The sequence below is a fragment of the Pseudomonas sp. NPDC089996 genome (assembly GCF_044748405.1).
In the GTDB taxonomy this organism is placed as follows: domain Bacteria; phylum Pseudomonadota; class Gammaproteobacteria; order Pseudomonadales; family Pseudomonadaceae; genus Aquipseudomonas.
The window spans coordinates 238,289-262,344 of the sequence record NZ_JBIVGA010000009.1 but is presented as its reverse complement, the minus strand read 5'-3'; the positions used below and the strand labels follow the sequence as shown (position 1 = coordinate 262,344).

The following is a 24,056-nucleotide window of genomic DNA, read 5'->3' as shown; positions in this document are numbered from 1 at the left end:
AAGCCAGGTTCGGTCAAGCCGCACACCAAGTTCACCGCAGAAGTCTACGTCCTGTCGAAGGAAGAAGGCGGCCGTCACACTCCGTTCTTCAAAGGCTACCGTCCTCAGTTCTACTTCCGTACCACTGACGTGACCGGTAACTGCGAACTGCCGGAAGGCGTTGAAATGGTAATGCCAGGTGACAACATTCAGATGACTGTCACCCTGATCAAGACCATCGCAATGGAAGACGGTCTGCGCTTCGCTATCCGTGAAGGCGGTCGTACCGTCGGCGCCGGCGTCGTAGCCAAAATCATCGAGTAATCACTCGACCGATTGAAAAAACCCCCGCTCAGCGGGGGTTTTTTTTATTGGGTTGACACTAAATTGGGGCGTCTATAGAATCACGCCTCCTTTTAGCGGGCGTAGTGCGTCCGTTGGGAACAGCCTGGAGTCTGAAATCCAATGCAAAATCAGCAAATCCGTATCAGGTTGAAGGCTTTCGACCATCGCCTGATCGACCAATCCACCCAGGAAATCGTGGAAACCGCGAAACGTACTGGTGCACAAGTGCGTGGTCCAATTCCACTGCCTACCCGCAAAGAGCGTTTCACCGTTCTGGTCTCCCCGCACGTCAACAAAGACGCGCGTGACCAGTACGAGATTCGCACTCATAAGCGTGTTCTGGACATCGTCCAGCCAACGGATAAAACCGTTGACGCGCTGATGAAGCTTGATCTGGCGGCAGGTGTGGAAGTACAGATCAGCCTCGGCTAAGACTTCGGTCTAGTCGTGTAACGCTCTGAAATGGGCGGCCATAGCGGGTGAAAGCCCCGTACACTCATGAGGTTTACAACATGACTATTGGTGTAATCGGTCGCAAGTGCGGTATGACCCGCATTTTCACCGAAGAAGGTGTCTCCATTCCGGTCACGGTCATTGAGATCGAGCCGAATCGTGTCACCCAGTTCAAAACTGAAGAAACCGATGGCTACCGTGCAGTGCAAGTCACTGTCGGCGAGCGTCGTGCTTCGCGTGTGACTGCCGCTCAGGCAGGTCACTTCGCCAAGGCTAACGTTGCCGCTGGTCGCGGTGTCTGGGAGTTCCGTCTTGAAGAAGGCGAGTTCCAGGCTGGCGACTCGATCAAAGCTGAACTCTTCACTGCAGGCCAGCTGGTTGACGTTACTGGTCAGTCCAAAGGTAAAGGCTTCGCCGGTACCATCAAGCGCTGGAACTTCCGTGGCCAGGACAACACCCACGGTAACTCCGTGTCGCACCGTGTCCCAGGTTCCATCGGCCAGTGCCAGACTCCTGGTCGTGTGTTCAAGGGCAAGAAAATGTCCGGTCACATGGGCGCCGAGCGCGTGACTGTTCAGTCCCTGGAAGTAGTTCGCGTAGACGCTGAGCGCAACCTGCTGCTCGTCAAGGGTGCCGTACCTGGCGCTACTGGCGGCGACGTGGTTGTACGTCCAGCTGTCAAGGCTCGCGGTTAAGGGGATACTGACATGCAACTTAATGTAAATGACGCTCAGGCGATCGAAGTTTCCGAACTGGCTTTCGGTGGCGAATTCAACGAGACGCTGGTACACCAAGCAGTCGTGGCCTACATGGCCGGCGGCCGTCAGGGCACCAAGCAGCAGAAGACCCGTTCCGACGTGGCTGGTGGCGGTAAGCGCCCATGGCGTCAGAAGGGTACTGGCCGTGCTCGTGCTGGTACCACCCGTGGTCCGATCTGGCGTGGCGGTGGTGTAACCTTCGCAGCTCGTCCTCAAGATCACTCGCAGAAGCTCAACAAGAAGATGTACCGCGCAGCCCTGCGCTCCATCCTCGCTGAGCTGGTGCGTAGCGACCGTCTGGTCGTGGTTCAGGACTTCGCTGTTGAAGCGCCGAAAACCAAAGATCTGCTGAACAAGCTGAACGGCATGGGTCTGAACGACGTACTGATCGTTTCCGACGCTGTTGATCAGAACCTGTACCTGGCTGCTCGCAACCTGCCGCACGTCGATGTACGTGACGTTCAAGGTTCCGACCCGGTCAGTCTGATCGCATACGAGAAGGTGTTGATCACCGTCTCGGCCGTGAAGAAATTCGAGGAGCTGCTGGGATGAACCAGGAACGCGTATTCAAAGTCCTCCTTGGCCCGCACGTTTCCGAGAAGGCTACCGTTCTGGCTGAGAAAAAAGGCCAGTTCGTATTCAAGGTTGCTACTGACGCAACCAAGCTGGAAATCAAGAAAGCTGTCGAAGGCCTGTTCAACGTAAAAGTTGAAAACGTGTCGACTGTTAACGTTCTGGGTAAAACCAAGCGTACCGCACGTGGTCTGGGCAAGCGTAATGACTGGAAGAAGGCGATCGTCTCCCTTCAGCCAGGCCAAGATCTCGATTTCAGCAGCAGTGCTGAGTAAGGAAGGGGTGCATCATGGCAATCGTTAAATGCAAACCGACTTCCCCTGGCCGCCGTTTCGTGGTCAAGGTGGTCAACAAGGAGCTGCACAAAGGCGCTCCTCACGCACCGCTGATCGAGAAAAAATCGAAGTCTGGTGGTCGTAACAACAATGGCCGCATTACCACTCGTCACGTTGGTGGTGGTCACAAGCAGCATTACCGTCTGGTCGACTTCCGTCGCAACGACAAAGATGGCATCCCAGCCACTGTCGAGCGTATCGAATACGATCCAAACCGTACTGCTCACATCGCCCTGCTGTGCTACGCAGACGGTGAGCGTCGCTACATCATCGCCCCTAAAGGCGTGAGCGCTGGCGACCAGCTGATCGCAGGTGCCCTGGCCCCAATCAAGGCCGGTAACTCCCTGCAGCTGCGCAACATTCCAGTAGGTAGCACCATTCACGGCATCGAACTGAAGCCGGGTAAAGGTGCTCAGATCGCACGTTCCGCTGGTGCTTCGGCTCAGCTGATCGCTCGCGAAGGTGTCTACGTGACCCTGCGTCTGCGCTCTGGTGAAATGCGTAAAGTCCTGGCTGAGTGCCGTGCGACCCTGGGCGAAGTCTCGAACTCCGAGCACAGCCTGCGTTCGCTGGGTAAAGCTGGTGCCAAACGCTGGCGCGGCGTTCGCCCAACCGTTCGTGGTGTTGCCATGAACCCGGTTGACCACCCACATGGTGGTGGTGAAGGTCGTACCTCCGGTGGTCGTCATCCGGTATCGCCATGGGGCTTCCCAACCAAGGGTGCGAAGACCCGCGGTAATAAGCGTACCGACAACATGATCGTCCGTCGTCGCAAGTAACTAGAGGGATACGACAGTGCCACGTTCTCTGAAAAAAGGTCCTTTTATCGATCTTCACCTGTTGAAGAAGGTCGAAGTGGCGGTGGAGAAGAACGATCGCAAGCCAGTTAAAACCTGGTCGCGTCGTTCGATGATCCTGCCACAAATGGTCGGTCTGACCATCGCGGTTCACAACGGTCGCCAGCATGTCCCAGTTCTCGTGAACGAAGACATGGTCGGCCACAAACTGGGCGAGTTCGCCGGTACCCGCACCTATCGCGGGCACGTGGCTGACAAGAAAGCCAAGCGTTAAGGGGTAAGGAAATGGAAGTAGCCGCTAAGTTGTCGGGCGCTCGCATCTCCGCCCAGAAAGCCCGCTTGGTCGCCGACCAGATCCGCGGGAAGAAGGTGGGCGAAGCGCTCAACCTGTTGGCCTTCAGCAGCAAAAAAGCCGCTGAAATCATGAAGAAAGTCCTCGAGTCGGCCGTAGCCAACGCCGAACACAACGAAGGCGCTGACGTTGATGACCTGAAGGTCTCCACCGTCTTCGTCAACGAAGGGCGTTCGCTGAAGCGCATCATGCCACGTGCCAAAGGCCGTGCTGATCGCATCGTCAAGCGGTCTTGCCATATCACTGTCAAGGTTGCGGACAAGTAACGGAGTCGATCAGATGGGTCAGAAAGTACATCCCACTGGCATTCGCCTGGGAATCGTCAAGGAGCACACCTCCGTCTGGTACGCAGACGGTGCTACTTACGCAGATTACCTGTTGAAGGATCTGAAAACGCGTGAGTACCTCCAAGACAAACTAAAAAGCGCGTCCGTAAGCCGTATCGATATTCATCGTCCGGCTCAAACTGCACGCATCACCATCCACACCGCTCGTCCAGGTATCGTTATCGGGAAGAAAGGTGAAGATGTCGAGAAGCTGCGTCAGGACCTGACCAAGCAGATGGGTGTGCCTGTGCACATCAACATCGAAGAGATCCGCAAGCCGGAACTCGACGCAATGCTGGTTGCGCAGAGCGTAGCTCAGCAGCTGGAACGCCGCGTAATGTTCCGTCGCGCCATGAAGCGCGCCGTACAGAACGCCATGCGTATTGGTGCCAAGGGCATCAAGATCCAGGTGAGCGGTCGTCTCGGCGGTGCTGAGATTGCTCGTACCGAGTGGTATCGCGAAGGTCGTGTGCCTCTGCACACCCTGCGTGCCGATATCGACTACAACACCTACGAAGCTCACACCACTTACGGTGTGATCGGTGTGAAGGTTTGGATCTTCAAAGGCGAAGTTATTGGTGGTCGCCAAGAAGAACTGAAACCACAAGCACCAGCGCCTCGTAAAAAAGCTGCTAAGTAAGGGGTACGCCAAATGTTGCAACCAAAGCGTACAAAATTCCGCAAGCAGATGACTGGCCACAACCGTGGTCTGGCACTGCGCGGTAGCAAAGTCAGCTTCGGCGAGTTCGCCCTGAAAGCTGTTGCTCGCGGTCGCCTCACCGCTCGCCAGATCGAGTCCGCACGTCGTGCGCTGACCCGTCACGTTAAGCGTGGCGGTAAGATCTGGATCCGTGTGTTCCCGGACAAGCCGATCTCCAAGAAGCCTCTCGAGGTTCGTATGGGTAAAGGTAAGGGCTCCGTGGAATACTGGGTTGCCCAGATCCAGCCAGGTAAAGTCCTGTACGAGATCGAGGGTGTTTCTGAAGAGCTGGCGCGCGAAGCTTTCGCCCTGGCTGCTGCAAAGCTGCCTCTCGCCACCTCCTTTGTTAAGCGGACGGTGATGTGATGAAAGCGAATGAACTTCGTGAAAAATCTGCACAGCAACTGAATGAGCAACTGCTCGGCTTGCTGCGCGACCAGTTCAATCTGCGTATGCAGAAAGCAACTGGCCAGTTGGGGCAGTCGCACCTGCTCTCGCAAGTTAAGCGTGACATCGCTCGCGTGAAAACTGTGCTTAACCAGCAGGCAGGTAAGTGATCATGGCTGAAGCTGAAAAAACCGTCCGTACGCTGACTGGCCGTGTCGTCAGCGACAAAATGGACAAGACCATCACCGTTCTGATCGAGCGTCGCGTCAAGCACCCGATCTACGGTAAATACGTTAAGCGTTCGACTAAGCTGCACGCGCACGACGAATCCAACCAGTGCAAAATCGGCGACAAGGTTTCCATCCGTGAAACCCGTCCGCTGGCCAAGACCAAGTCCTGGGCACTGGTTGAAGTCCTCGAACGCGCTGTTGAAGTCTAAGGGCTAGGGGTCGGAGAAATTTTATGATTCAGACTCAATCCATGCTCGATGTGGCCGATAACAGCGGCGCTCGTCGCGTCATGTGCATCAAGGTGCTCGGCGGTTCGCACCGCCGTTACGCCGGCATCGGTGACATCATCAAAGTAACCGTCAAGGAAGCGATTCCGCGCGGTAAGGTCAAAAAAGGCCAGGTGATGACTGCTGTTGTCGTCCGTACCCGTCACGGTGTACGTCGCGCTGACGGTTCCATCATTCGTTTCGACGGCAACGCTGCTGTTCTGCTGAACACCAAGCAAGAGCCGATCGGCACTCGCATCTTCGGGCCAGTGACCCGTGAACTTCGTACTGAGAAGTTCATGAAGATCGTCTCGCTCGCCCCTGAAGTGCTGTAAGGAGATCCGACATGCAAAAGATTCGTCGTGACGACGAGATCATCGTGATCGCCGGCAAAGACAAAGGTAAGCGCGGTAAGGTGCTGAAGGTTCTGGCTGATGACCGTCTGGTTATCGGTGGCGTGAACCTGGTCAAGCGTCATACCAAGCCTAACCCGATGGCGGGCGTTCAGGGCGGTATCGTCGAAAAAGAAGCGCCTCTGCACGCTTCCAACGTTGCCATCTTCAACGGCGAAACCAACAAAGCTGACCGCGTTGGTTTCAAAGTAGAAGACGGTAAGAAAATTCGTGTCTTCAAGTCGACCCAAAAAGCGGTTGATGCTTGAACACTGCTAGGTAGAAGACCATGGCACGACTGAAAGAGATTTACCGGAACGAGATCGCTCCTAAGCTTAAGGAAGAACTTAAGCTGTCGAACGTGATGGAAGTTCCGCGCGTTACCAAGATCACCCTGAACATGGGTCTGGGCGAAGCGATCGGCGACAAGAAAGTCATCGAGCACGCTGTTGCCGACCTGGAAAAGATCACCGGTCAAAAGCCGGTCGTGACTTTCGCTCGTAAATCCATCGCGGGCTTCAAAGTCCGTGAAGGATGGCCGATCGGCGTCAAGGTGACCCTGCGTAGCGACAAGATGTACGAATTCCTGGACCGCCTGCTGGCGATCTCCCTGCCTCGGGTTCGCGACTTCCGCGGCTTGAATGCCAAGTCCTTCGATGGTCGTGGCAACTACAGCATGGGCGTGAAAGAGCAGATCATCTTCCCGGAAATCGATTACGACAAGATCGATGCTCTGCGCGGTTTGGACATCACCCTGACCACCACTGCTCGTTCGGATGACGAAGGCCGCGCTCTGCTGCGTGCATTCAAATTCCCGTTCCGCAACTGATTGGAGTAGGAAAATGGCCAAGAAGAGCATGAAAAACCGCGAGCTGAAGCGTCAGCTCACGGTAGCCAAGTTCGCCAAGAAGCGTGCTGAGCTGAAAGCGACCATCGTCAACGTGAACGCCTCTCCTGAAGAGCGTTTCGCTGCCGTTGTCGCTCTGCAGAAGCAGCCACGTGATGCCAGCGCTGCGCGTCTGCGCAACCGTTGCCGCCTGACCGGTCGTCCTCACGGTGTATACCGTAAGTTCGGCCTGGGCCGTAACATGCTGCGTCAAGCGGCAATGCGCGGCGACGTACCAGGCCTGGTCAAAGCCTCCTGGTAAACGCTGCAGGTGTGATCCCGGCGCAAGGGGAGCAATCTTCCGACCGCCGGTGACCTCGCCAACAAACAAGCCCCCTCGTGGGGCTTGTTTCGTTTCTGCCTTGTGTCTAGAATGACCGGCTCACCCGAGCCTGGGTTTTTTACCCTGCCCGTTCGGGTGGTTGTGATAGCCGCAAGGCTAATATTTCTTGTATCAGGAGCATCTAGCCCATGAGTATGCAGGACCCGTTAGCGGACATGCTAACTCGCATCCGTAATGCCCAGATGGCTGAAAAGTCCGTCGTAAGCATGCCTTCCTCCACCCTGAAGGTCGCGGTTGCCAAAGTTCTGAAAGACGAAGGTTACATCGCCGGCTACCAGGTAACTGGTGAGGCCAAGCCTTCTCTGTCGATCGAACTGAAGTACTTCGAAGGCCGTCCGGTCATCGAGGAACTGAAGCGTTCCAGCCGTCCTGGCCTGCGCCAGTACAAGGCCGTCACCGACCTGCCGAAAGTACGTGGCGGTCTGGGCGTGTCTATTGTCTCCACCAACAAAGGTGTGATGACTGACCGCGCTGCGCGCGCTGCCGGTGTCGGCGGCGAAGTTCTGTGCACAGTGTTCTAAGGGGAGATAGGCATGTCTCGCGTCGCTAAGAACCCCGTTAAGCTGCCATCCGGTGTCGAAGTCAAATTCGCCGGTCAGCAGCTTTCGGTGAAGGGTGCCAAAGGCACTCTCGAACTGAACGTTCACTCGTCTGTTGAAGTTACCGAAGAGTCTGGCGAGCTGCGTTTCGTCGCTCGCAACGGTGACCAGCAAGCTCGCGCCATGGCCGGTACTACCCGCGCCCTGGTGAACAACATGGTCCAGGGCGTAAGCCAAGGCTTCGAGCGCAAGCTCCAGCTGGTCGGTGTTGGTTACAAGGCACAGGCCAAAGGCGAAATCCTGAACCTGGCCCTGGGCTTCTCTCACCCAGTGGACTACGAACTGCCAGCCGGTATCACCGCTGAAACGCCTAGCCAGACCGATATCCTGATCAAGGGCATCGACAAGCAGCTGGTAGGTCAGGTGGCCGCTGAAATCCGCGGGTTCCGTCCGCCAGAGCCTTACAAAGGCAAGGGTGTGCGTTACGCGGATGAAGTAGTCCGTCGTAAAGAAGCCAAGAAGAAGTAGGGCCTAGCAAATGACCGACAAAAAAGTTATTCGACTGCGTCGCGCTCGCAAAGCACGCCTCAAGATGCACGAACTCGAAGTCGTGCGCCTGTGCGTGTTCCGCTCCTCGCAGCACATCTACGCCCAGGTCATTTCGGCCGACGGCAGCAAGGTTCTGGCAAGCGCCTCGACCTTGGACAAAGACCTGCGTGATGGCGCCACTGGCAACATCGACGCGGCCACTAAGGTTGGCAAGCTGGTAGCTGAGCGTGCGAAAGCCGCCGGTGTATCTCAAGTTGCCTTTGACCGTTCCGGCTTCAAGTACCATGGCCGCGTCAAAGCGCTGGCTGATGCTGCTCGTGAAGGCGGGCTGGAGTTCTAAGTTATGGCAAATAACGATCAAAAGCGCGACGAAGGCTACATCGAGAAGCTGGTTCAAGTTAACCGCGTAGCCAAAACCGTTAAAGGCGGCCGTATCTTCACCTTCACCGCGCTGACCGTGGTAGGTGATGGCAAGGGTCGCGTTGGTTTCGGCCGTGGCAAGTCGCGCGAAGTACCTGCTGCGATCCAGAAAGCCATGGAAGCTGCTCGTCGCAACATGATCCAGGTTGACCTGAAGGGCACCACCCTGCAGTACGCCACCAAGGCTGCCCACGGCGCCTCGAAGGTTTACATGCAGCCTGCCTCGGAAGGTACCGGTATCATCGCCGGCGGCGCCATGCGTGCCGTCCTGGAAGTTGCTGGTGTTCAGAACGTCCTGGCCAAGTGCTACGGTTCGACCAACCCGGTGAACGTGGTTTACGCCACCTTCAAGGGTCTGAAAGCCATGCAATCTCCTGAGTCCATTGCTGCCAAGCGCGGCAAGAGCGTTGAGGAGATCATCTAATCATGGCAACCGTAAAAGTAACGCTGATCAAGAGCGTCTCGGGCCGCCTGCCTAACCACAAACTGTGCGTTAAAGGTCTGGGTCTGCGTCGCATCGGTCACACTGTAGAAGTCCAGGATACTCCCGAGAACCGCGGGATGATCAACAAGGCTTACTACATGCTGAAGGTCGAGGGTTAATCGATGAAACTCAATGATCTGAGTCCAGCGCCGGGTTCCCGTCGCGAGAAGCATCGTCCAGGTCGTGGTATCGGTAGCGGTCTGGGTAAGACCGGCGGCCGTGGCCACAAAGGTCAGACTTCCCGTTCGGGCGGTTCGATCGCTCCTGGCTTCGAAGGCGGTCAACAGCCGCTGCACCGTCGTCTGCCGAAGTTCGGCTTCGTTTCCCTGAAAGCCATGGACCGCGCTGAAGTGCGTCTGTCCGAGCTGGCCAAAGTGGAAGGCGACGTGGTTTCCGTACAGTCCCTGAAGGACGCCAACGTGATTGGCCAGAACGTACAGCGTGTGAAAATCATGCTGTCTGGCGAAGTCACTCGCGCAGTCACCATCAAGGGCATCGCAGCCACCAAGGGTGCGCGTGCGGCTATCGAAGCAGCTGGCGGCAAATTCGAGGAATAAATGGCTAAGCAAGGTGCTCTCTCTTCGCTCGGTAAGGGCGGGATGTCGGAACTCTGGGCTCGTCTGCGCTTTCTGTTCATGGCGATCATCGTCTATCGGATAGGTGCGCATATCCCGGTTCCTGGCATCAATCCAGACCGTCTGGCGGATCTGTTTCGGCAGAATGAGGGGACCATTCTTAGCTTGTTCAACATGTTTTCCGGTGGCGCGCTTGAGCGCATGAGCATCTTTGCACTGGGGATCATGCCGTACATTTCGGCATCGATCATCATGCAGCTGATGACTGCGGTCAGCCCGCAACTGGAGCAGTTGAAGAAGGAAGGTGAAGCTGGCCGTCGCAAGATCAGCCAGTACACCCGCTACGGCACCGTTATCCTGGCACTGGTTCAAGCTATTGGCATGTCCATTGGCCTGGCCAACCAGGGCGTGGCGTTTTCTGCAGGCCTCGGCTTCCATGTCGTTGCCGTCTCCACCTTCGTGGCAGGCGCGATGTTCATGATGTGGCTGGGTGAGCAGATCACCGAGCGCGGTGTGGGCAACGGTATCTCGATGTTGATCTTCGCAGGTATCGTTGCCGGTCTTCCGAGAGCAATCGGGCAGTCTTTCGAGTCTGCACGCACAGGCGATATCAACATTTTCGCCCTGGTCGCAATCGGTTTGCTTGCAGTAGCGATCATCGGTTTCGTGGTGTTCATTGAGCGTGGTCAGCGTCGAATCGCCGTTCACTACGCCAAGCGTCAGCAGGGCCGCAAGGTCTTCGCGGCGCAGACCAGCCACTTGCCGCTGAAGGTGAACATGGCGGGGGTTATCCCGGCCATTTTCGCGAGCAGCATTCTGCTGTTCCCGGCTTCGCTGGGTGCCTGGTTCGGTCAGTCAGAAGGTATGGGCTGGCTGCAGGACATCTCGCAGTCGATCGCTCCTGGTCAGCCGTTGAACATTCTGCTGTTTAGCGCAGGGATCATTTTCTTCTGCTTCTTCTACACAGCGTTGATGTTCAACCCGAAAGACGTAGCGGAAAACCTGAAGAAGTCCGGTGCCTTTATTCCGGGTATCCGTCCTGGTGAGCAGTCCGCACGCTACATTGATGGCGTTCTGACTCGTCTGACCATGTTCGGTGCTCTTTACATGATGGCCGTCTGCCTTCTGCCCCAGTTCCTGGTGGTGGCAGCAAATGTGCCGTTCTACCTTGGCGGGACCTCGTTGCTGATTGTGGTAGTGGTTGTGATGGACTTCATGTCCCAAGTACAATCGCACCTCGTTTCGCACCAGTACGAATCCCTGATGAAGAAAGCCAACCTGAAAGGCTACGGCGGCAGCGGTTTGCTGCGCTGATACGCCCCTAAGGTTCGAGGAGTCGGTAATGAAAGTTCGTGCATCGGTGAAAAAGCTGTGCCGTAACTGCAAGATCATCCGTCGCGAAGGCGTCGTACGAGTGATCTGCAGCGCGGAACCGCGTCACAAACAGCGCCAAGGCTGAGTGTGATCTGCGCTTCAAACCCAGCAGCTAGTGTGCTGCTGGGTTGATTATTCGTTTCTACAGCGATATTATCTCGCGCCCTATTTCTTGGCTTCCGGGGCGTAGGTAGCTGTCAATTGGAGTCCCACTGAATGGCCCGTATTGCAGGCGTCAACATTCCAGATAACAAGCATACTGTTATCTCGCTGACCTACATCTATGGTGTCGGTCGCACAACTGCACAGAAGATTTGTGCAGACGCTGGTGTCAACCCAGCCGCAAAGATCAAGGATCTGAGCGACGAGCAAATCGAAACCCTGCGTGGCGAAGTCGCGAAGTTCACCACCGAAGGTGACCTGCGTCGTGACATCAACATGAAGATCAAGCGCTTGATGGACCTGGGTTGCTACCGCGGCCTGCGTCATCGTAAAGGTCTGCCGGTTCGCGGTCAGCGCACCAAGACCAACGCACGCACCCGTAAGGGCCCGCGTAAGCCGATCCGCAAGTAATCGCCCAGGAATATAGACATGGCAAAACCTGCTGCTCGTCCTCGTAAGAAAGTCAAAAAGACAGTGGTTGATGGCATCGCCCACATCCACGCTTCTTTCAACAACACCATCGTGACCATCACCGATCGTCAGGGCAATGCATTGTCCTGGGCTACTTCCGGTGGTTCGGGTTTCCGTGGTTCGCGCAAATCCACCCCGTTCGCAGCTCAGATTGCTGCTGAGCGTGCTGGTCAAGCTGCGCTGGAATATGGTCTGAAGAACCTCGACGTCAACGTCAAGGGTCCAGGTCCAGGTCGTGAATCCGCCGTTCGTGCACTGAACAGCTGCGGCTACAAGATCGCCAGCATCACCGACGTGACGCCTATCCCGCATAACGGGTGCCGTCCGCCGAAGAAGCGTCGCGTGTAATCAGGAGACAGAAGAATGGCACGTTACATTGGTCCAAAATGCAAACTGTCTCGTCGTGAAGGCACCGACCTGTTCCTGAAGAGCGGCGTTCGCGCTCTGGAATCGAAGTGCAACATCGAAGCAGCCCCAGGTATCCACGGCCAGCGCCGTGGCCGTCAGTCCGACTACGGTACCCAGCTGCGCGAGAAACAAAAAGTCCGTCGTATCTACGGTGTTCTGGAGCGTCAGTTCCGCGGTTACTACCAAGCTGCTGCCTCGAAAAAAGGCGCAACCGGTGAGAACCTGCTGCAACTGCTCGAGTGCCGTCTGGATAACGTCGTTTACCGTATGGGCTTCGGCTCGACTCGTTCCGAGTCCCGTCAGCTGGTTTCGCACAAAGCGATCAGCGTCAACGGTAAGACTGTAAACATTCCATCCTACCAAGTTCGTCCGGGTGACGTGGTCGCGGTTCGCGAGAAGTCGCTGAACCAGCTGCGCATTGTTCAAGCCCTTGAACTGTGCGCCCAGCGTGGCCGCGTTGAGTGGGTAGACGTAGATTCCGCTAAAAAGTCGGGCGTTTTCAAGAACGTTCCAGCTCGTGGCGATCTGTCTGCCGACATCAACGAAAACCTGATTGTCGAGCTCTACTCCAAGTAAGGGCTAGAAATAGGTGCATCCATGCAGATTTCGGTAAATGAGTTCCTGACTCCCCGCCACATTGATGTGCAGGTAGTCAGTCCAACCCGCGCCAAGATCACGCTCGAGCCTCTCGAGCGTGGCTTTGGCCACACCCTGGGCAACGCGCTGCGCCGCATCCTGTTGTCCTCCATGCCTGGCTGTGCAGTAGTCGAGGCCGAGATCGATGGTGTACTCCATGAGTACTCCGCGATCGAAGGTGTTCAGGAAGACGTAATTGAAATCCTGTTGAACCTGAAAGGCCTGGCTATCAAGCTGCACGGTCGTGACGAAGTTACGCTGACCTTGTCGAAAAAGGGTTCGGGGGTGGTTACCGCTGCCGATATTCAGCTGGATCACGATGTCGAGATCGTCAACCCCGATCACGTGATCGCGAACCTGGCGTCCAACGGCGCCCTGAACATGAAGCTCACCGTAGCTCGTGGTCGCGGTTACGAGCCGGCCGACTCCCGTCAAACCGACGAAGACGAAAGCCGTAGCATTGGCCGTCTGCAGCTGGACGCTTCGTTCAGCCCGGTGCGTCGTATCGCCTATGTGGTCGAAAACGCCCGTGTTGAACAGCGTACCAACCTGGACAAGCTGGTCATTGATCTGGAAACCAACGGCACCCTGGATCCTGAAGAGGCTATCCGCCGCGCTGCGACCATCCTGCAACAGCAGCTGGCCGCGTTCGTCGACCTCAAAGGTGACAGCGAGCCTGTCGTAGTCGAGCAGGAAGACGAGATCGATCCGATCCTGCTGCGCCCGGTTGACGACCTGGAACTGACTGTACGTTCGGCCAACTGCCTCAAGGCGGAGAACATCTACTACATCGGCGACCTGATTCAGCGTACCGAAGTAGAGCTGTTGAAGACTCCTAACCTTGGCAAGAAGTCCCTGACTGAAATCAAGGACGTCCTGGCCTCTCGTGGTCTGTCTCTCGGCATGCGCCTCGACAACTGGCCGCCTGCAAGTCTTAAGAAAGACGACAAGGCGACCGCCTGATCGTCGTAATCACCGAACGTAGTGTTTGGTAAGGAATGAATCATGCGTCATCGTAAAAGTGGACGTCACCTGAGCCGTACCAGCTCTCACCGCAAGGCTATGTTCCAGAACATGGCAGTGTCGTTGATCGAGCACGAGCTGATCAAAACCACCCTGCCGAAAGCCAAGGAACTGCGCCGCGTTGCCGAGCCGCTGATCACCCTGGCCAAGGAAGACAGCGTTGCTAACCGTCGTCTGGCCTTCGACCGTACCCGTTCGAAGTCCGCTGTTGGCAAACTGTTCAACGACCTGGGCAAGCGTTACGCCACCCGTCAGGGCGGCTACCTGCGCATCCTGAAGTGCGGTTTCCGCGCTGGCGACAACGCGCCTATGGCGTACGTCGAGCTGGTTGATCGTCCGGTCGGCGGTGCTGTAGAAGCTGCTGAGTAAGACGTTCTGTCTGCTACAAAGAACCGGGCCCAGTGCCCGGTTTTTTGTGCTTGCAGGTATTGTTAATTTCTATTGATGCAAGTCATGTAATGAATTTGTTATGAGATGACCGCTCGTCGATACTCCTTGTCAACCCGATAACGGTGCACGAAGCCCGATAAGGAGAGCCCATGAGCAAGATTCTCACCACCGCCAGCGGTGCCCCCGTTGCTGACAACCAGAATTCCCGTTCCGCTGGCCCGCGTGGCCCGCTGCTGCTTGACGACTTTCATCTGATCGAGAAGCTTGCCCACTTCAACCGCGAGAACATCCCTGAGCGCCGTGTACATGCCAAAGGCTCGGGTGCCTACGGTACGTTCACGGTGACCCGCGATATCACCTCATACACCAGCGCCAGGCTGTTCGAACAGATCGGCAAGCAGACCGAGAGCTTCCTGCGGTTCTCGACCGTCGGTGGCGAGCGCGGCTCGGCGGACACCGAGCGCGACCCACGCGGCTTTGCGGTGAAGTTCTACACAGAGGAAGGCAACTGGGACATCGTTGGCAACAACACGCCTGTGTTCTTCATCCGCGATCCCCTCAAGTTTCCGGATTTTATCCACACCCAGAAGCGCCACCCCCACACCAACCTGAAGAACGCCCAAATGATGTGGGACTTCTGGTCGCATTCGCCCGAGGCGCTCCATCAGGTCACCATTCTGTTCTCTGATCGAGGTATCCCGGACGGTTACCGGCACATGCACGGTTTCGGCAGCCACACTTACAGCCTGATCAATGCACAAGGTGAACGCACCTGGGTCAAATGGCACTTCAAGACCCAGCAAGGCATCAAGAACCTTGCCCCGGCCGACGCAGCACGCCTTGCTGGTACCGACCCAGACTACGCCCAGCGCGACCTGTTCGAAGCCATTGAGCGTGGTGACTTCCCGCGCTGGTCCGTGTGCATCCAGGTAATGAGTGAGGCCGAGGCGGCCGGCCGCGACGAAAACCCATTCGATGTGACCAAGACCTGGTCGCAGAAGGATTACCCGTTGATCGAAGTCGGTGTACTGGAACTTAACCGCAACCCGCTCAACTACTTTGCCGAAGTGGAACAGGCGGCGTTTGCTCCGAGCAACATGGTCCCGGGTGTCGGCCTCTCGCCTGACCGCATGCTGCAGGGCCGCGTATTCGCCTATGCCGATGCACATCGCTACCGCGTGGGCACCAACCACCAGCAGCTGCCGGTGAACGCCCCGCGCAGTCCGGTGAACAGCTACCAGCGTGACGGTTCCATGGCCGTGGGCAGTTATGGCAGTGCTCCGAACTACGAGCCCAACAGCTACGCCGATGCGCCGAAGCAGTCGCCACGGCATGCCGAACCAGCGCTCGCCCTCAGTGGAGCAGCGGATCGGCACGATCATCGTGAAGACAACGACTACTTCAGCCACGCCGGTGCGCTGTTCCGCCTGATGAGCGGCGATCAGAAGGCCCTGCTTGTCAGCAACATCGCCGGCACGATGGCGGGCGTCAGTGAGGATGTGGTCCAGCGCCAGTTGCAGTACTTCTTCAAGGCAGACCCGGCCTATGGGGAAGCTATTGCCGAGGCATTGGGCATTCATCTCGCCTGAGTCGAAATGATAAGTAGAACCGCCCTCATTTGGGCGGTTTTTCAATGAATATCACTACTGTTTAACCGATTATTTGCATCTTATTGCGCGTTTTTCAGTGACCGCGAGCAAAAGCTGGTTCACACTATCTGCATCTAGCCGTTTTCACATGGAGAAGCAGGGCGATGCAAGGTCACCCGGACGTAATCAATTACCTCGTCACGTTGCTGAAGGGCGAACTGGCCGCACGTGACCAGTATTTCATCCACTCGCGCATGTACGAAGACTGGGGCCTGTCCAAGCTCTACGAACGTATCAACCACGAGATGGAAGAAGAAACGCAGCACGCCGATGCCCTGATGCGCCGTATCCTCATGCTCGAAGGCACACCTGATATGCGTGCGGACGACCTGGAAGTGGGCAGCACTGTGCCCGAGATGATCGAGGCCGACCTCAAGCTCGAATACAAGGTGCGGGGCGCGTTGTGCAAAGGCATTGAGCTGTGCGAACTGCACAAGGACTACATCAGCCGTGACGTCCTGCGCGCGCAGCTGGCCGACACCGAAGAAGATCACACCTACTGGCTGGAAAAGCAGCAGGGCCTGATCAAGGCGATTGGCCTGGAAAACTACCTGCAGTCGCAGATGTAAGTTATCCACAGCCTCACAAAAAAGCCCCTGGCACTCACGGTACCAGGGGCTTTTTCATGTCACCGAGGCTGCTCAGGCCCGGTCACGCTCCAGCAGTGGCTTGAGATAGTGCCCGGTATACGACTGCTTCATCTTGCTTAGTTCTTCTGGCGTACCGCAGGCGATGATCTGACCGCCCTTGGAACCGCCTTCCGGCCCCAGATCCACCAACCAGTCGGCGGTCTTGATCACATCCAGGTTGTGCTCGATCACGACCACGGTGTTGCCGTGGTCTCGCAGGCGATGCAATACGTCCAGCAGTTGCTGGATATCGGCAAAGTGCAGGCCGGTGGTCGGTTCGTCGAGAATGTACAAGGTCTTGCCGGTATCGCGCTTGGACAGCTCCCGGGACAGCTTCACCCGCTGCGCCTCGCCACCGGACAAGGTGGTCGCCGACTGCCCGAGCTTGATGTACGAGAGGCCCACGTCCATCAAGGTCTGCAGCTTGCGCGCCAGCGCCGGCACCGCATCGAAGAACTCGCGGGCATCCTCGATGGTCATTTCCAGCACCTCGTGGATGTTCTTGCCCTTGTATTTGATCTCCAGGGTTTCGCGGTTGTAGCGCTTGCTCTTGCACACGTCGCAGGGCACGTAGATGTCCGGCAGGAAGTGCATCTCCACCTTGATCAGGCCATCGCCCTGGCAGGCTTCGCAACGGCCACCTTTGACGTTGAACGAGAAACGCCCTGGGCCGTAGCCACGCGAACGCGATTCCGGCACGCCGGAGAACAGTTCGCGAATCGGGGTGAAGATCCCGGTGTAGGTCGCCGGGTTCGAGCGAGGTGTGCGGCCGATCGGGCTCTGGTCGATATCCACCACCTTGTCGAGGTGCTGGAGGCCGTCCATGCTGCCGTGCGGTGCGGCTTCCAGGCTGCTTGCGCCATTCAGTGCGGTGGCAGCGAGGGGGTACAGCGTATTGTTGATCAGCGTCGACTTGCCCGAGCCGGACACGCCGGTCACACAGGTCAGCAGGCCGATCGGCACTTCAAGGTCGACGTTCTGCAGGTTGTTGCCACGCGCACCCTTGAGCTTGAGCTGCAGCTTCTTGTTGCGCGGGGTGCGCTTGGCCGGCACGACGATCTTCTTGCGCCCGGACAGGTACTTGCCGGTCAATGAGTCAGGGTGGTCCATGACCTCCTGCGGCGAGCCCTCGGCGACGATCTGGCCGCCGTGCACACCGGCACCCGGGCCGATGTCGACCACGTAGTCGGCCAGGCGGATGGCGTCCTCGTCGTGCTCCACCACGATCACGGTGTTACCCAGATCGCGCAGGTGGTTGAGGGTGGCCAGCAGGCGATCGTTGTCGCGCTGATGAAGACCGATGGATGGTTCATCGAGGATGTACATCACCCCGACCAGGCCCGCACCGATCTGGCTGGCCAGGCGGATGCGCTGGGCTTCACCGCCAGACAGCGTATCGGCGCTGCGGTCCAGGGTCAGGTAGTCGAGGCCGACATTGACCAGGAACTGCAGGCGCTCGCAGATTTCTTTGAGGATCTTCGCCGCGATTTCGCCGCGTCGGCCAGTCAGGGTCAGTTCGCCGAAGTAGCTGCTGGCTTCGCCGATCGGTAAATTGGTCACCGCCGGCAGGGTTTTCTCGCCCACCCACACATGGCGCGCTTCGCGGCGCAGGCGGGTGCCGCGGCAGTCCGGGCAGGGTTGGGTGCCGAGGAACTTGGCCAGCTCTTCACGCACGGTGGCCGACTCGGTCTCACGGTAACGCCGCTCCAGGTTCGGCACGATGCCTTCGAACGGGTGCGAGCGCTTGACGATGTCGCCGCGGTCGTTGAGGTACTTGAAGTCGACGCTCTGCTTGCCGCTCCCTTGCAGGATGACTTTCTGGTGCTCGGCCGACAGTTCGCCGAACGGCTCCTCCAGGCTGAAGCCGTAATGAGCAGCCAGCGAGCCGAGCATCTGGAAGTAATACACATTGCGCCGGTCCCAGCCGCGGATCGCGCCCTCGGCCAGAGTCAGCTCGCTGTTGACCAGGCGCTTGGTGTCGAAGAACTGCTTCACGCCAAGGCCGTCACAAGTGGGGCAGGCACCGGCCGGGTTGTTGAAGGAGAACAGTTTCGGCTCCAGTTCGCTGATCGCATGGCCGCACACCGGGCAGGCGAAGCGTGCGGAGAAGATCATCTCTTCACCGGGCTCGTCGTCCATTGGCGCTACCAGAGCAATGCCGTCTGCCAGCTTCAGCGCAGTCTCGAACGACTCGGCCAGGCGCTGCTGCAGGTCGGCGCGGACCTTGAAGCGGTCCACCACCACGTCGATGCTGTGCTTTTTCTGCTTGTCCAGTTTGGGCAGTTCGTCCAGCTCGTAGAGCTTGCCGTTGACCCGTGCACGGACGAAGCCCTGGGCGCGTAGTTCGTCGAACACCGCCAGGTGCTCGCCCTTGCGCTCGCGCACTACCGGCGCCAGTAGCATCAACTTGCTGCCTTCCGGGCGCTCCAGCACCAGGTCGACCATCTGGCTGATCGTTTGCGCTTCCAGGGGGATGTCGTGGTCCGGACAGCGCGGCGTACCAACGCGGGCATACAGCAGGCGCAGGTAGTCGTAGATCTCGGTGATGGTGCCGACCGTTGAGCGCGGGTTATGCGAAGTCGACTTCTGCTCGATGGAAATGGCTGGCGACAGGCCCTCGATGGTATCGACGTCGGGCTTTTCCATCATCGACAGGAATTGCCGGGCATAGGCCGACAGCGATTCCACGTAGCGACGCTGACCTTCGGCATAGAGGGTGTCGAATGCCAGGGACGACTTGCCGGAGCCGGACAGGCCGGTGATCACGATCAGCTTGTCCCGCGGCAGGGTCAGGTCGATGTTCTTCAGGTTGTGGGTACGCGCCCCACGAATCAGGATCTTGTCCACTGCGGCCTCGCTCGGCGGGCATAAACAAGGAAGTATACGGCGCGCTGCCAGTACGCGGCAAAGCGTCGCGTAGATGCCGTCAAGCTGTCGGACTGATAGAATCGCCGCCGGTTCACACGAGGTTTATCCATGCACGACACCCACAACGAGCGCATGAGCAGCGGCGAAACCCGTGCTGCTGGCGGCCTGGCCCTGGTCTTTGCCTTTCGTATGCTGGGCATGTTCATGGTCTTGCCGGTGCTGGCCACCTACGGCATGGACCTGGCTGGCGCCACGCCCGCGCTGATCGGCCTGGCCATTGGCGCCTATGGCCTGACCCAGGCCGTACTGCAGATCCCGTTCGGGATGATTTCCGACCGCATCGGCCGCCGCCCGATCATTTACCTGGGGCTGTTGATCTTTGCCCTGGGCAGCGTACTGGCAGCCCAGGCCGATTCCATCTGGGGCGTGATCGCCGGGCGCATCCTGCAGGGCGCCGGGGCGATTTCCGCAGCGGTCATGGCACTGCTGTCCGACCTGACCCGCGAGCAACACCGAACCAAGGCCATGGCCATGATCGGCATGAGCATCGGGTTGTCGTTCGCCGTGGCCATGGTCATCGGCCCACTGCTGACAAGTGCCTTTGGTTTGTCAGGTTTGTTCCTGGCCACTGCAGGACTGGCCCTGGTCGGCATCCTGCTGGTCGCCTTCGTGGTGCCCAACTCCCACAGCATTCTGCAGCACCGCGAGTCAGGTGTAGCGCGCCAGGCCATCGGCCCGACCCTGCGCCATCCGGACCTTCTGCGCCTGGACGTGAGCATTTTCATCCTCCACGCCATCCTCATGGCCAGCTTCGTCGCATTGCCGCTGGCCTTCGTCGAGCGCGGCGGTCTGCCAAAAGAGCAGCACTGGTGGGTGTACCTGACCGCGCTGTTCATCTCATTTTTTGCAATGGTCCCGTTCATCATCTACGGCGAAAAAAAGCGCAAGATGAAACGTGTGTTGGCCGGTGCGGTCAGTGTGCTGCTGCTGACGGAGATATTCTTCTGGCAGTGGGCTGACGGTTTGCGCGGACTGGTGATTGGCACCGTGGTATTCTTTACCGCATTCAACCTGCTGGAGGCTTCGTTGCCTTCACTGGTGAGCAAGGTGTCGCCTGCTGGCGGCAAGGGGACGGCGATGGGGGTGTATTCCACCAGCCAGTTCCTCGGCGCCGCACTGGGAGGAATCCTCGGTGGCTGGCTGTTCCAGCACGGCGGGCTGAACATGGTGTTCCTTGGTTGCGCAATCCTGTGTGCCATCTGGTTGGTCGTCGCCTTGCGCATGAACGAGCCGCCCTATGTGACCAGCCTGCGCATGCCGCTGACGCCAGAAGCCGTTCGGGAAGCCGGCTTGACCGAGCGCCTGATGGCCGTGCCGGGTGTGAGCGATGCCGTGGTGGTGGCAGATGAAGCCGCTATCTATATCAAACTGGATACGAAAATTTTGGACCGTGCGACCCTCGAGCGACTGGTTAATCCAGCCTCTTCGGCGTGCGAAGCCTAGGAGAACGTTATGGCCCGTGGGGTTAACAAAGTCATTCTGGTCGGCACCTGTGGCCAGGATCCCGAAGTCCGCTACCTGCCCAACGGTAACGCCGTGACCAACTTGAGCCTGGCCACCAGCGAGCAGTGGACCGACAAGCAGTCGGGCCAGAAGGTCGAGCGTACCGAGTGGCACCGTGTGTCGCTGTTCGGCAAGGTTGCCGAAATCGCCGGCGAGTACCTGCGCAAAGGTTCGCAGTGCTACATCGAAGGCAAGCTGCAGACCCGCGAGTGGGAAAAGGACGGCATCAAGCGCTACACCACCGAGATCATTGTCGACATCAACGGCACCATGCAGCTGCTCGGCGGTCGTCCGCAGGGCCAGCAGCAGGGCGGCGACCCGTACAACCAGGGTGGCGGCAACTACAACCAGGGCGGTGGCCAGCAGCAGCAGTACAACCAAGCTCCGCCACGCCAGCAGGCCCAGCGTCCGCAGCAGCAACAGCAGCGCCCGGCGCCACAGCAGCCTGCGCCGCAGCCGGCGGCTGACTTCGACAGCTTTGATGACGATATTCCGTTCTGATTGAACGGTCAGGCGTTTAGCTGAAACAGAAACCCAGGGTAGTTGCTCTGGGTTTTTTTATGCCTGTTCAGGCATCGCTATCCAGCGCCGCCTGAGCAAACTGTGTATCCAGCTCTGGCGTTGCACCACTGATGCCGATACCTCCGATGTGCATGCCGTTCTTGTCCATTATTGGCAAGCCTCCCTCCAGCAAGGTAAACCCCGGTAATGATGCATAGGGGTTGGCCGGGTATGCGGAGCTGCGTTCGCCAAGTGAGCGTGAAGACAACGGGAACCGGGCAGAGGTCGCGGCCTTGAGTTGCGCCACCTTGATACTGCCGCTGCTGGTGCCGTCCATGCGGTGGAAGTGTTTCAGGTTGCCATGGCTGTCGATAATGCTGATGACGATCGCATAGCCTTGGGCAGCGGCCGCTTGTTCGGCGGCCGCCGTCATTTTTCGCGCTTGTTGTGAAGTGAGTGGCGAAGGATTTTCACCCAAGGCAGCTGCATAAATTGGAGCAGTGGTGCATGGGCCGGCGACGAGTACACTCAGGGCGAGTGCCTTGAAATTCATGAGGACAGCTCCCTTTGTCGGAATTTGCCTAAACCTAGCCAGACTCCACGCAATTTGATGTAGTCCTTTTCCGAAGCTGCCGAGCGGGAGTGGCTCGGCATACCGCTCAATAAAACAACCCCGGCTCCGGCGAGTCCAGGAAGCTCGCCAGTTTGGTCAGGGCAAAGCCCGTTCGCCAGTTCAGCCTCAAACTGCGTGCCGACCTGGCAGGCACCCGCGTGCGGGTGAGCAATATCGAGCCGGGGTTGTGCTCGGGCATCGTCTTTTCGGTGGTTCGCCTGAACGGCGACCTGGATACGGTGCAAACCCTCTACCGCGACGTGGAGGCCATCTTGCCAGTGGACATCGCCACTACGGTGGCCTGGATCGCTGAGCACCCGGGGCATGTGAACATCAATACCGTCGAGATCATGCCGATGGCCCAGAGCAGCGCGGCGCTCAATGTGGCGCGTAACTGCCGCGGTGTTGATTGGCGTATGCGATGACCCATGTCATCGCACCTTCTCTATGCCAAGCGAGGTGCCGGGATTGAAACTAATTATTTCCATTGAGGGGGTGTACTGATGAATACGAAAAGTTTCTTGAGATTAGTGGTGCTTGGCGTAGGACGTAAGGTGGAATCTTGTGGGAAAGTTCCTATATTGCTCTTTTGATACTTATTCTTGTGTCGGTAGTATTGACTAATTGTGTTGATTCTATTGTTGAGTTGGTAGTCGGGCAAAAGTGCATGCACGTGTTTGATTTTTGACATTGTCCCGATTACTGTCTGATGGAGAACAGGGATAATTTGTAATAAGGAACATGACTGTGGACGTATTCATGGGTCTGTTAGCGGCGGCGCTCTGGGGGGCTACGGACTTTTTGGTCGGCGTGAACGCACGAGCGGTTGGAGTCAAGCGGGCGGTTTTTTTCGGGCAACTGCTGGGGCTTTTGTTAATGACGATCATTATTGTCATCTCAGCGAGTCAGTGGGAAAAGCTCATATCTGCACCATGGCGTGCGCTAGGGGTGGGCGTAGTAGCTTCTCTGTGTACCGTAGTGGGGGCGTTGGCGCTGTCGAAGGCCTTTGCTGTTGGCAAAACTGCGGTTGTGGCACCTTTGGTCACTTCGTATGGCGTTTTTACAACCTTGCTGGCATGGCTGGGCGGAGATGCGCTATCAGCCTGGCAGGTGAGCGGCATACTCGTTTGCTTCTTCGGGGTTTTACTGGCCAGCCGCAGTGATCACGGAGGTGATTCCGAGCGCAGGACCACCAGCACGATATCAGTAGGGTTTGCGTTATTAGCTGCGATGCTTTACGGCATCAGCTTCTGGATTCAGGGCAAGTTCGCCTTGCCGGTGCTAGGGCCGGTGAACATGCTGGCGCTGGGCTATGCAGTGGGGGTCATATTTCTCATCCCTGAAGCCTTCAGGTTGCTGCGGGACCACGCGACGATCAGGTTGAAGACCTTTGGATCACTATGCAGCGCCAGTCTTTTCAACCTGGGCGGGTTCTCCGCGTTTTCCTGGGGAGCGCTCAATGGCTCGGTTTCCGTCGTCACCGTCATCAGCACCCTTTCGGGCGGCATTGCTGCGATCCTGGGCTACTTGTTCTATCGCGAGCGACTGTCGATAGTTCAGATTGGTGGAGTCAGTCTGGTGTTGTCAGGGGCTGTTCTTCTGCATCTTTACGGGTGACATTTTTCGTGTGGCTCTTCCACAAAATGAAAGAGGGCCGTTTGGCGCTCGTCACACCATGGTTAGCGCCTATGAGATCGAACGCCATAAATCTCGTGTCATGCGCCTGGATGCGGGCTGTAAATGTTCGAGTTACGTCGCTCTTTTCTGCTTGCTCGTTACAAGGTAATTGGCATTAATGGTAAGGATGCTAGAGAACATGTAGAAATCCATCATATAGCAGAGGACGACTTCGATATTTCATTGAGACCATCAGGGCCGACGGTGGAGTTGTAGGGGCGGCCGTATGACGCGAAAGGGCCGCATTGCGGCCCCGGATTCTCTGTCGTGTGTTAACAACAGCTGAAGTCAATGCCAACAACCTGACCCATGTCATCGCACCTTCTCGTTTCTTGACTAGTCTTACCTATCGGCAGCCATCAAAAAGCCGCCACCGTGACTACTCAAGAGGCGCCGGCCATGT

35 protein-coding genes and 2 pseudogenes are annotated in these 24,056 nt (G+C 57.7%); 35 read left to right on the top strand and 2 right to left on the bottom strand.

Annotated features, from left to right (window positions below; genetic code table 11):
- The 31 genes and pseudogenes from ACIPW4_RS18050 to bfr all read left to right on the top strand — a co-directional run.
- Nucleotides 1–303 (top strand): annotated as a pseudogene (locus tag ACIPW4_RS18050) (elongation factor Tu); the annotation flags it as partial.
- A 141-nt stretch (nucleotides 304–444) separates the two neighbouring features.
- The gene (gene rpsJ / locus ACIPW4_RS18045; RefSeq protein ID WP_003186070.1) at nucleotides 445–756 is read left to right on the top strand and encodes a 30S ribosomal protein S10; all 312 of its coding nucleotides are present in this window, start codon (nucleotides 445–447) and stop codon (nucleotides 754–756) included.
- Between the two features lie 80 nt (nucleotides 757–836).
- On the top strand, nucleotides 837–1,472 hold the full coding sequence (rplC, locus tag ACIPW4_RS18040) for a 50S ribosomal protein L3 (protein ID WP_027917847.1): 636 nt from the start codon (nucleotides 837–839) through the stop codon (nucleotides 1,470–1,472).
- 12 nt (nucleotides 1,473–1,484) lie between these two features.
- A complete protein-coding gene (gene rplD, locus ACIPW4_RS18035; protein WP_027917846.1) occupies nucleotides 1,485–2,087 on the top strand; it encodes a 50S ribosomal protein L4 in 603 nt (200 codons plus the stop codon).
- Complete coding sequence (gene rplW / locus ACIPW4_RS18030; protein WP_003255484.1) at nucleotides 2,084–2,383, top strand: 50S ribosomal protein L23; 300 nt, start codon at nucleotides 2,084–2,086, stop codon at nucleotides 2,381–2,383. The genes rplD and rplW overlap by 4 nt, the downstream gene beginning before the upstream one ends.
- A gap of 14 nt (nucleotides 2,384–2,397) precedes the next feature.
- Nucleotides 2,398–3,222 (top strand): 50S ribosomal protein L2, encoded by an 825-nt coding sequence (rplB, locus tag ACIPW4_RS18025; protein WP_003255483.1) that lies wholly within the window; start codon nucleotides 2,398–2,400, stop codon nucleotides 3,220–3,222.
- Between the two features lie 16 nt (nucleotides 3,223–3,238).
- Nucleotides 3,239–3,514, top strand: a complete 276-nt coding sequence (rpsS, locus tag ACIPW4_RS18020) for a 30S ribosomal protein S19 (RefSeq protein WP_003255482.1) — start codon at nucleotides 3,239–3,241, stop codon at nucleotides 3,512–3,514.
- Nucleotides 3,515–3,525: 11 nt separating this feature from the next.
- A complete protein-coding gene (gene rplV / locus ACIPW4_RS18015) occupies nucleotides 3,526–3,858 on the top strand; it encodes a 50S ribosomal protein L22 (protein WP_003103908.1) in 333 nt (110 codons plus the stop codon).
- A gap of 13 nt (nucleotides 3,859–3,871) precedes the next feature.
- Nucleotides 3,872–4,558, top strand: a complete 687-nt coding sequence (rpsC, locus tag ACIPW4_RS18010) for a 30S ribosomal protein S3 (protein WP_003255481.1) — start codon at nucleotides 3,872–3,874, stop codon at nucleotides 4,556–4,558.
- Nucleotides 4,559–4,570: 12 nt separating this feature from the next.
- Nucleotides 4,571–4,984 (top strand): 50S ribosomal protein L16, encoded by a 414-nt coding sequence (rplP, locus tag ACIPW4_RS18005; RefSeq protein ID WP_003255479.1) that lies wholly within the window; start codon nucleotides 4,571–4,573, stop codon nucleotides 4,982–4,984.
- Nucleotides 4,984–5,175 carry a 50S ribosomal protein L29 gene (rpmC, locus tag ACIPW4_RS18000; RefSeq protein ID WP_002555481.1) on the top strand — a complete coding sequence of 64 codons (192 nt, stop codon included), beginning with the start codon at nucleotides 4,984–4,986 and terminating at the stop codon, nucleotides 5,173–5,175. Before rplP ends, rpmC begins: the two co-directional genes overlap by 1 nt.
- A gap of 2 nt (nucleotides 5,176–5,177) precedes the next feature.
- Nucleotides 5,178–5,444, top strand: coding sequence for a 30S ribosomal protein S17 (gene rpsQ / locus ACIPW4_RS17995; protein WP_008089812.1), 267 nt, complete (start codon nucleotides 5,178–5,180; stop codon nucleotides 5,442–5,444).
- Nucleotides 5,445–5,467: 23 nt separating this feature from the next.
- A complete protein-coding gene (rplN, locus tag ACIPW4_RS17990) occupies nucleotides 5,468–5,836 on the top strand; it encodes a 50S ribosomal protein L14 (RefSeq protein ID WP_008089810.1) in 369 nt (122 codons plus the stop codon).
- A gap of 11 nt (nucleotides 5,837–5,847) precedes the next feature.
- Nucleotides 5,848–6,162: a 50S ribosomal protein L24 gene (rplX, locus tag ACIPW4_RS17985; RefSeq protein WP_003255476.1), complete on the top strand. Its 315-nt coding sequence runs from the start codon at nucleotides 5,848–5,850 to the stop codon at nucleotides 6,160–6,162.
- 20 nt (nucleotides 6,163–6,182) lie between these two features.
- Complete coding sequence (gene rplE, locus ACIPW4_RS17980; protein ID WP_003255474.1) at nucleotides 6,183–6,722, top strand: 50S ribosomal protein L5; 540 nt, start codon at nucleotides 6,183–6,185, stop codon at nucleotides 6,720–6,722.
- Between the two features lie 13 nt (nucleotides 6,723–6,735).
- The gene (rpsN, locus tag ACIPW4_RS17975) at nucleotides 6,736–7,041 is read left to right on the top strand and encodes a 30S ribosomal protein S14 (RefSeq protein WP_008089807.1); all 306 of its coding nucleotides are present in this window, start codon (nucleotides 6,736–6,738) and stop codon (nucleotides 7,039–7,041) included.
- Between the two features lie 209 nt (nucleotides 7,042–7,250).
- Complete coding sequence (gene rpsH, locus ACIPW4_RS17970) at nucleotides 7,251–7,643, top strand: 30S ribosomal protein S8 (protein WP_003255471.1); 393 nt, start codon at nucleotides 7,251–7,253, stop codon at nucleotides 7,641–7,643.
- Nucleotides 7,644–7,655: 12 nt separating this feature from the next.
- Nucleotides 7,656–8,189, top strand: a complete 534-nt coding sequence (gene rplF, locus ACIPW4_RS17965; protein ID WP_167063069.1) for a 50S ribosomal protein L6 — start codon at nucleotides 7,656–7,658, stop codon at nucleotides 8,187–8,189.
- Nucleotides 8,190–8,199: 10 nt separating this feature from the next.
- Complete coding sequence (rplR, locus tag ACIPW4_RS17960; RefSeq protein ID WP_003255467.1) at nucleotides 8,200–8,550, top strand: 50S ribosomal protein L18; 351 nt, start codon at nucleotides 8,200–8,202, stop codon at nucleotides 8,548–8,550.
- Nucleotides 8,551–8,553: 3 nt separating this feature from the next.
- Nucleotides 8,554–9,054 (top strand): 30S ribosomal protein S5, encoded by a 501-nt coding sequence (gene rpsE / locus ACIPW4_RS17955; protein WP_023382626.1) that lies wholly within the window; start codon nucleotides 8,554–8,556, stop codon nucleotides 9,052–9,054.
- Nucleotides 9,055–9,056: 2 nt separating this feature from the next.
- A complete protein-coding gene (rpmD, locus tag ACIPW4_RS17950; protein WP_003255463.1) occupies nucleotides 9,057–9,233 on the top strand; it encodes a 50S ribosomal protein L30 in 177 nt (58 codons plus the stop codon).
- Nucleotides 9,234–9,236: 3 nt separating this feature from the next.
- Entirely contained in the window at nucleotides 9,237–9,671 is a 435-nt protein-coding gene (gene rplO / locus ACIPW4_RS17945) for a 50S ribosomal protein L15 (RefSeq protein WP_023382625.1), read from the top strand.
- Nucleotides 9,672–11,003 carry a preprotein translocase subunit SecY gene (gene secY, locus ACIPW4_RS17940; protein WP_003255459.1) on the top strand — a complete coding sequence of 444 codons (1,332 nt, stop codon included), beginning with the start codon at nucleotides 9,672–9,674 and terminating at the stop codon, nucleotides 11,001–11,003.
- A gap of 28 nt (nucleotides 11,004–11,031) precedes the next feature.
- Entirely contained in the window at nucleotides 11,032–11,148 is a 117-nt protein-coding gene (gene rpmJ / locus ACIPW4_RS17935; protein WP_002555468.1) for a 50S ribosomal protein L36, read from the top strand.
- Between the two features lie 131 nt (nucleotides 11,149–11,279).
- Nucleotides 11,280–11,636 carry a 30S ribosomal protein S13 gene (rpsM, locus tag ACIPW4_RS17930; protein WP_003255457.1) on the top strand — a complete coding sequence of 119 codons (357 nt, stop codon included), beginning with the start codon at nucleotides 11,280–11,282 and terminating at the stop codon, nucleotides 11,634–11,636.
- 18 nt (nucleotides 11,637–11,654) lie between these two features.
- On the top strand, nucleotides 11,655–12,044 hold the full coding sequence (gene rpsK, locus ACIPW4_RS17925; RefSeq protein ID WP_003255454.1) for a 30S ribosomal protein S11: 390 nt from the start codon (nucleotides 11,655–11,657) through the stop codon (nucleotides 12,042–12,044).
- 15 nt (nucleotides 12,045–12,059) lie between these two features.
- The gene (gene rpsD / locus ACIPW4_RS17920; protein ID WP_027917844.1) at nucleotides 12,060–12,680 is read left to right on the top strand and encodes a 30S ribosomal protein S4; all 621 of its coding nucleotides are present in this window, start codon (nucleotides 12,060–12,062) and stop codon (nucleotides 12,678–12,680) included.
- 21 nt (nucleotides 12,681–12,701) lie between these two features.
- Nucleotides 12,702–13,703: a DNA-directed RNA polymerase subunit alpha gene (locus ACIPW4_RS17915; protein WP_003255452.1), complete on the top strand. Its 1,002-nt coding sequence runs from the start codon at nucleotides 12,702–12,704 to the stop codon at nucleotides 13,701–13,703.
- A 42-nt stretch (nucleotides 13,704–13,745) separates the two neighbouring features.
- Nucleotides 13,746–14,132: a 50S ribosomal protein L17 gene (gene rplQ, locus ACIPW4_RS17910; protein WP_003255451.1), complete on the top strand. Its 387-nt coding sequence runs from the start codon at nucleotides 13,746–13,748 to the stop codon at nucleotides 14,130–14,132.
- 170 nt (nucleotides 14,133–14,302) lie between these two features.
- The gene (locus ACIPW4_RS17905) at nucleotides 14,303–15,742 is read left to right on the top strand and encodes a catalase (RefSeq protein ID WP_400660160.1); all 1,440 of its coding nucleotides are present in this window, start codon (nucleotides 14,303–14,305) and stop codon (nucleotides 15,740–15,742) included.
- Nucleotides 15,743–15,906: 164 nt separating this feature from the next.
- Nucleotides 15,907–16,371 (top strand): bacterioferritin, encoded by a 465-nt coding sequence (gene bfr, locus ACIPW4_RS17900; protein ID WP_400660158.1) that lies wholly within the window; start codon nucleotides 15,907–15,909, stop codon nucleotides 16,369–16,371.
- A 72-nt stretch (nucleotides 16,372–16,443) separates the two neighbouring features.
- Here the strand turns inward: bfr and uvrA are convergent, their stop codons facing one another.
- A complete protein-coding gene (gene uvrA, locus ACIPW4_RS17895) occupies nucleotides 16,444–19,278 on the bottom strand; it encodes an excinuclease ABC subunit UvrA (RefSeq protein ID WP_400660155.1) in 2,835 nt (944 codons plus the stop codon).
- 129 nt (nucleotides 19,279–19,407) lie between these two features.
- On the opposite strand from uvrA, the gene ACIPW4_RS17890 reads away from it, so the two are divergent.
- Together ACIPW4_RS17890 and ACIPW4_RS17885 are read left to right on the top strand one after the other, a co-directional pair.
- A complete protein-coding gene (locus ACIPW4_RS17890) occupies nucleotides 19,408–20,802 on the top strand; it encodes an MFS transporter (RefSeq protein WP_400660152.1) in 1,395 nt (464 codons plus the stop codon).
- Between the two features lie 9 nt (nucleotides 20,803–20,811).
- Nucleotides 20,812–21,363, top strand: a complete 552-nt coding sequence (locus ACIPW4_RS17885) for a single-stranded DNA-binding protein (protein ID WP_400660149.1) — start codon at nucleotides 20,812–20,814, stop codon at nucleotides 21,361–21,363.
- 67 nt (nucleotides 21,364–21,430) lie between these two features.
- Here the strand turns inward: ACIPW4_RS17885 and ACIPW4_RS17880 are convergent, their stop codons facing one another.
- The gene (locus tag ACIPW4_RS17880) at nucleotides 21,431–21,916 is read right to left on the bottom strand and encodes a heme-binding protein (protein WP_400660146.1); all 486 of its coding nucleotides are present in this window, start codon (nucleotides 21,914–21,916) and stop codon (nucleotides 21,431–21,433) included.
- A 170-nt stretch (nucleotides 21,917–22,086) separates the two neighbouring features.
- Here ACIPW4_RS17880 and ACIPW4_RS17875 point away from each other — a divergent pair.
- Both ACIPW4_RS17875 and ACIPW4_RS17870 read left to right on the top strand, forming a co-directional pair.
- Nucleotides 22,087–22,401 (top strand): annotated as a pseudogene (locus ACIPW4_RS17875) (NADP-dependent 3-hydroxy acid dehydrogenase); the annotation flags it as partial.
- Nucleotides 22,402–22,723: 322 nt separating this feature from the next.
- Complete coding sequence (locus ACIPW4_RS17870; protein WP_400660144.1) at nucleotides 22,724–23,593, top strand: DMT family transporter; 870 nt, start codon at nucleotides 22,724–22,726, stop codon at nucleotides 23,591–23,593.
- The last annotated feature ends 463 nt before the right edge of the window (nucleotides 23,594–24,056 follow it).

What these genes read in the sequence shown, in the direction of transcription:
- rpsJ (WP_003186070.1), top strand. Translation starts at nt 445, where the DNA reads ATGCAAAATCAGCAAATCCGTATCAGGTTGAAGGCTTTCGACCATCGC.
- rplC (WP_027917847.1), top strand. Translation starts at nt 837, where the DNA reads ATGACTATTGGTGTAATCGGTCGCAAGTGCGGTATGACCCGCATTTTC.
- rplD (WP_027917846.1), top strand. Translation starts at nt 1,485, where the DNA reads ATGCAACTTAATGTAAATGACGCTCAGGCGATCGAAGTTTCCGAACTG.
- rplW (WP_003255484.1), top strand. Translation starts at nt 2,084, where the DNA reads ATGAACCAGGAACGCGTATTCAAAGTCCTCCTTGGCCCGCACGTTTCC.
- rplB (WP_003255483.1), top strand. Translation starts at nt 2,398, where the DNA reads ATGGCAATCGTTAAATGCAAACCGACTTCCCCTGGCCGCCGTTTCGTG.
- rplV (WP_003103908.1), top strand. Translation starts at nt 3,526, where the DNA reads ATGGAAGTAGCCGCTAAGTTGTCGGGCGCTCGCATCTCCGCCCAGAAA.
- rpsC (WP_003255481.1), top strand. Translation starts at nt 3,872, where the DNA reads ATGGGTCAGAAAGTACATCCCACTGGCATTCGCCTGGGAATCGTCAAG.
- rplP (WP_003255479.1), top strand. Translation starts at nt 4,571, where the DNA reads ATGTTGCAACCAAAGCGTACAAAATTCCGCAAGCAGATGACTGGCCAC.
- rpmC (WP_002555481.1), top strand. Translation starts at nt 4,984, where the DNA reads ATGAAAGCGAATGAACTTCGTGAAAAATCTGCACAGCAACTGAATGAG.
- rpsQ (WP_008089812.1), top strand. Translation starts at nt 5,178, where the DNA reads ATGGCTGAAGCTGAAAAAACCGTCCGTACGCTGACTGGCCGTGTCGTC.
- rplN (WP_008089810.1), top strand. Translation starts at nt 5,468, where the DNA reads ATGATTCAGACTCAATCCATGCTCGATGTGGCCGATAACAGCGGCGCT.
- rplX (WP_003255476.1), top strand. Translation starts at nt 5,848, where the DNA reads ATGCAAAAGATTCGTCGTGACGACGAGATCATCGTGATCGCCGGCAAA.
- rplE (WP_003255474.1), top strand. Translation starts at nt 6,183, where the DNA reads ATGGCACGACTGAAAGAGATTTACCGGAACGAGATCGCTCCTAAGCTT.
- rpsN (WP_008089807.1), top strand. Translation starts at nt 6,736, where the DNA reads ATGGCCAAGAAGAGCATGAAAAACCGCGAGCTGAAGCGTCAGCTCACG.
- rpsH (WP_003255471.1), top strand. Translation starts at nt 7,251, where the DNA reads ATGAGTATGCAGGACCCGTTAGCGGACATGCTAACTCGCATCCGTAAT.
- rplF (WP_167063069.1), top strand. Translation starts at nt 7,656, where the DNA reads ATGTCTCGCGTCGCTAAGAACCCCGTTAAGCTGCCATCCGGTGTCGAA.
- rplR (WP_003255467.1), top strand. Translation starts at nt 8,200, where the DNA reads ATGACCGACAAAAAAGTTATTCGACTGCGTCGCGCTCGCAAAGCACGC.
- rpsE (WP_023382626.1), top strand. Translation starts at nt 8,554, where the DNA reads ATGGCAAATAACGATCAAAAGCGCGACGAAGGCTACATCGAGAAGCTG.
- rpmD (WP_003255463.1), top strand. Translation starts at nt 9,057, where the DNA reads ATGGCAACCGTAAAAGTAACGCTGATCAAGAGCGTCTCGGGCCGCCTG.
- rplO (WP_023382625.1), top strand. Translation starts at nt 9,237, where the DNA reads ATGAAACTCAATGATCTGAGTCCAGCGCCGGGTTCCCGTCGCGAGAAG.
- secY (WP_003255459.1), top strand. Translation starts at nt 9,672, where the DNA reads ATGGCTAAGCAAGGTGCTCTCTCTTCGCTCGGTAAGGGCGGGATGTCG.
- rpmJ (WP_002555468.1), top strand. Translation starts at nt 11,032, where the DNA reads ATGAAAGTTCGTGCATCGGTGAAAAAGCTGTGCCGTAACTGCAAGATC.
- rpsM (WP_003255457.1), top strand. Translation starts at nt 11,280, where the DNA reads ATGGCCCGTATTGCAGGCGTCAACATTCCAGATAACAAGCATACTGTT.
- rpsK (WP_003255454.1), top strand. Translation starts at nt 11,655, where the DNA reads ATGGCAAAACCTGCTGCTCGTCCTCGTAAGAAAGTCAAAAAGACAGTG.
- rpsD (WP_027917844.1), top strand. Translation starts at nt 12,060, where the DNA reads ATGGCACGTTACATTGGTCCAAAATGCAAACTGTCTCGTCGTGAAGGC.
- ACIPW4_RS17915 (WP_003255452.1), top strand. Translation starts at nt 12,702, where the DNA reads ATGCAGATTTCGGTAAATGAGTTCCTGACTCCCCGCCACATTGATGTG.
- rplQ (WP_003255451.1), top strand. Translation starts at nt 13,746, where the DNA reads ATGCGTCATCGTAAAAGTGGACGTCACCTGAGCCGTACCAGCTCTCAC.
- ACIPW4_RS17905 (WP_400660160.1), top strand. Translation starts at nt 14,303, where the DNA reads ATGAGCAAGATTCTCACCACCGCCAGCGGTGCCCCCGTTGCTGACAAC.
- bfr (WP_400660158.1), top strand. Translation starts at nt 15,907, where the DNA reads ATGCAAGGTCACCCGGACGTAATCAATTACCTCGTCACGTTGCTGAAG.
- ACIPW4_RS17890 (WP_400660152.1), top strand. Translation starts at nt 19,408, where the DNA reads ATGCACGACACCCACAACGAGCGCATGAGCAGCGGCGAAACCCGTGCT.
- ACIPW4_RS17885 (WP_400660149.1), top strand. Translation starts at nt 20,812, where the DNA reads ATGGCCCGTGGGGTTAACAAAGTCATTCTGGTCGGCACCTGTGGCCAG.
- ACIPW4_RS17880 (WP_400660146.1), bottom strand. Translation starts at nt 21,916, where the DNA reads ATGAATTTCAAGGCACTCGCCCTGAGTGTACTCGTCGCCGGCCCATGC.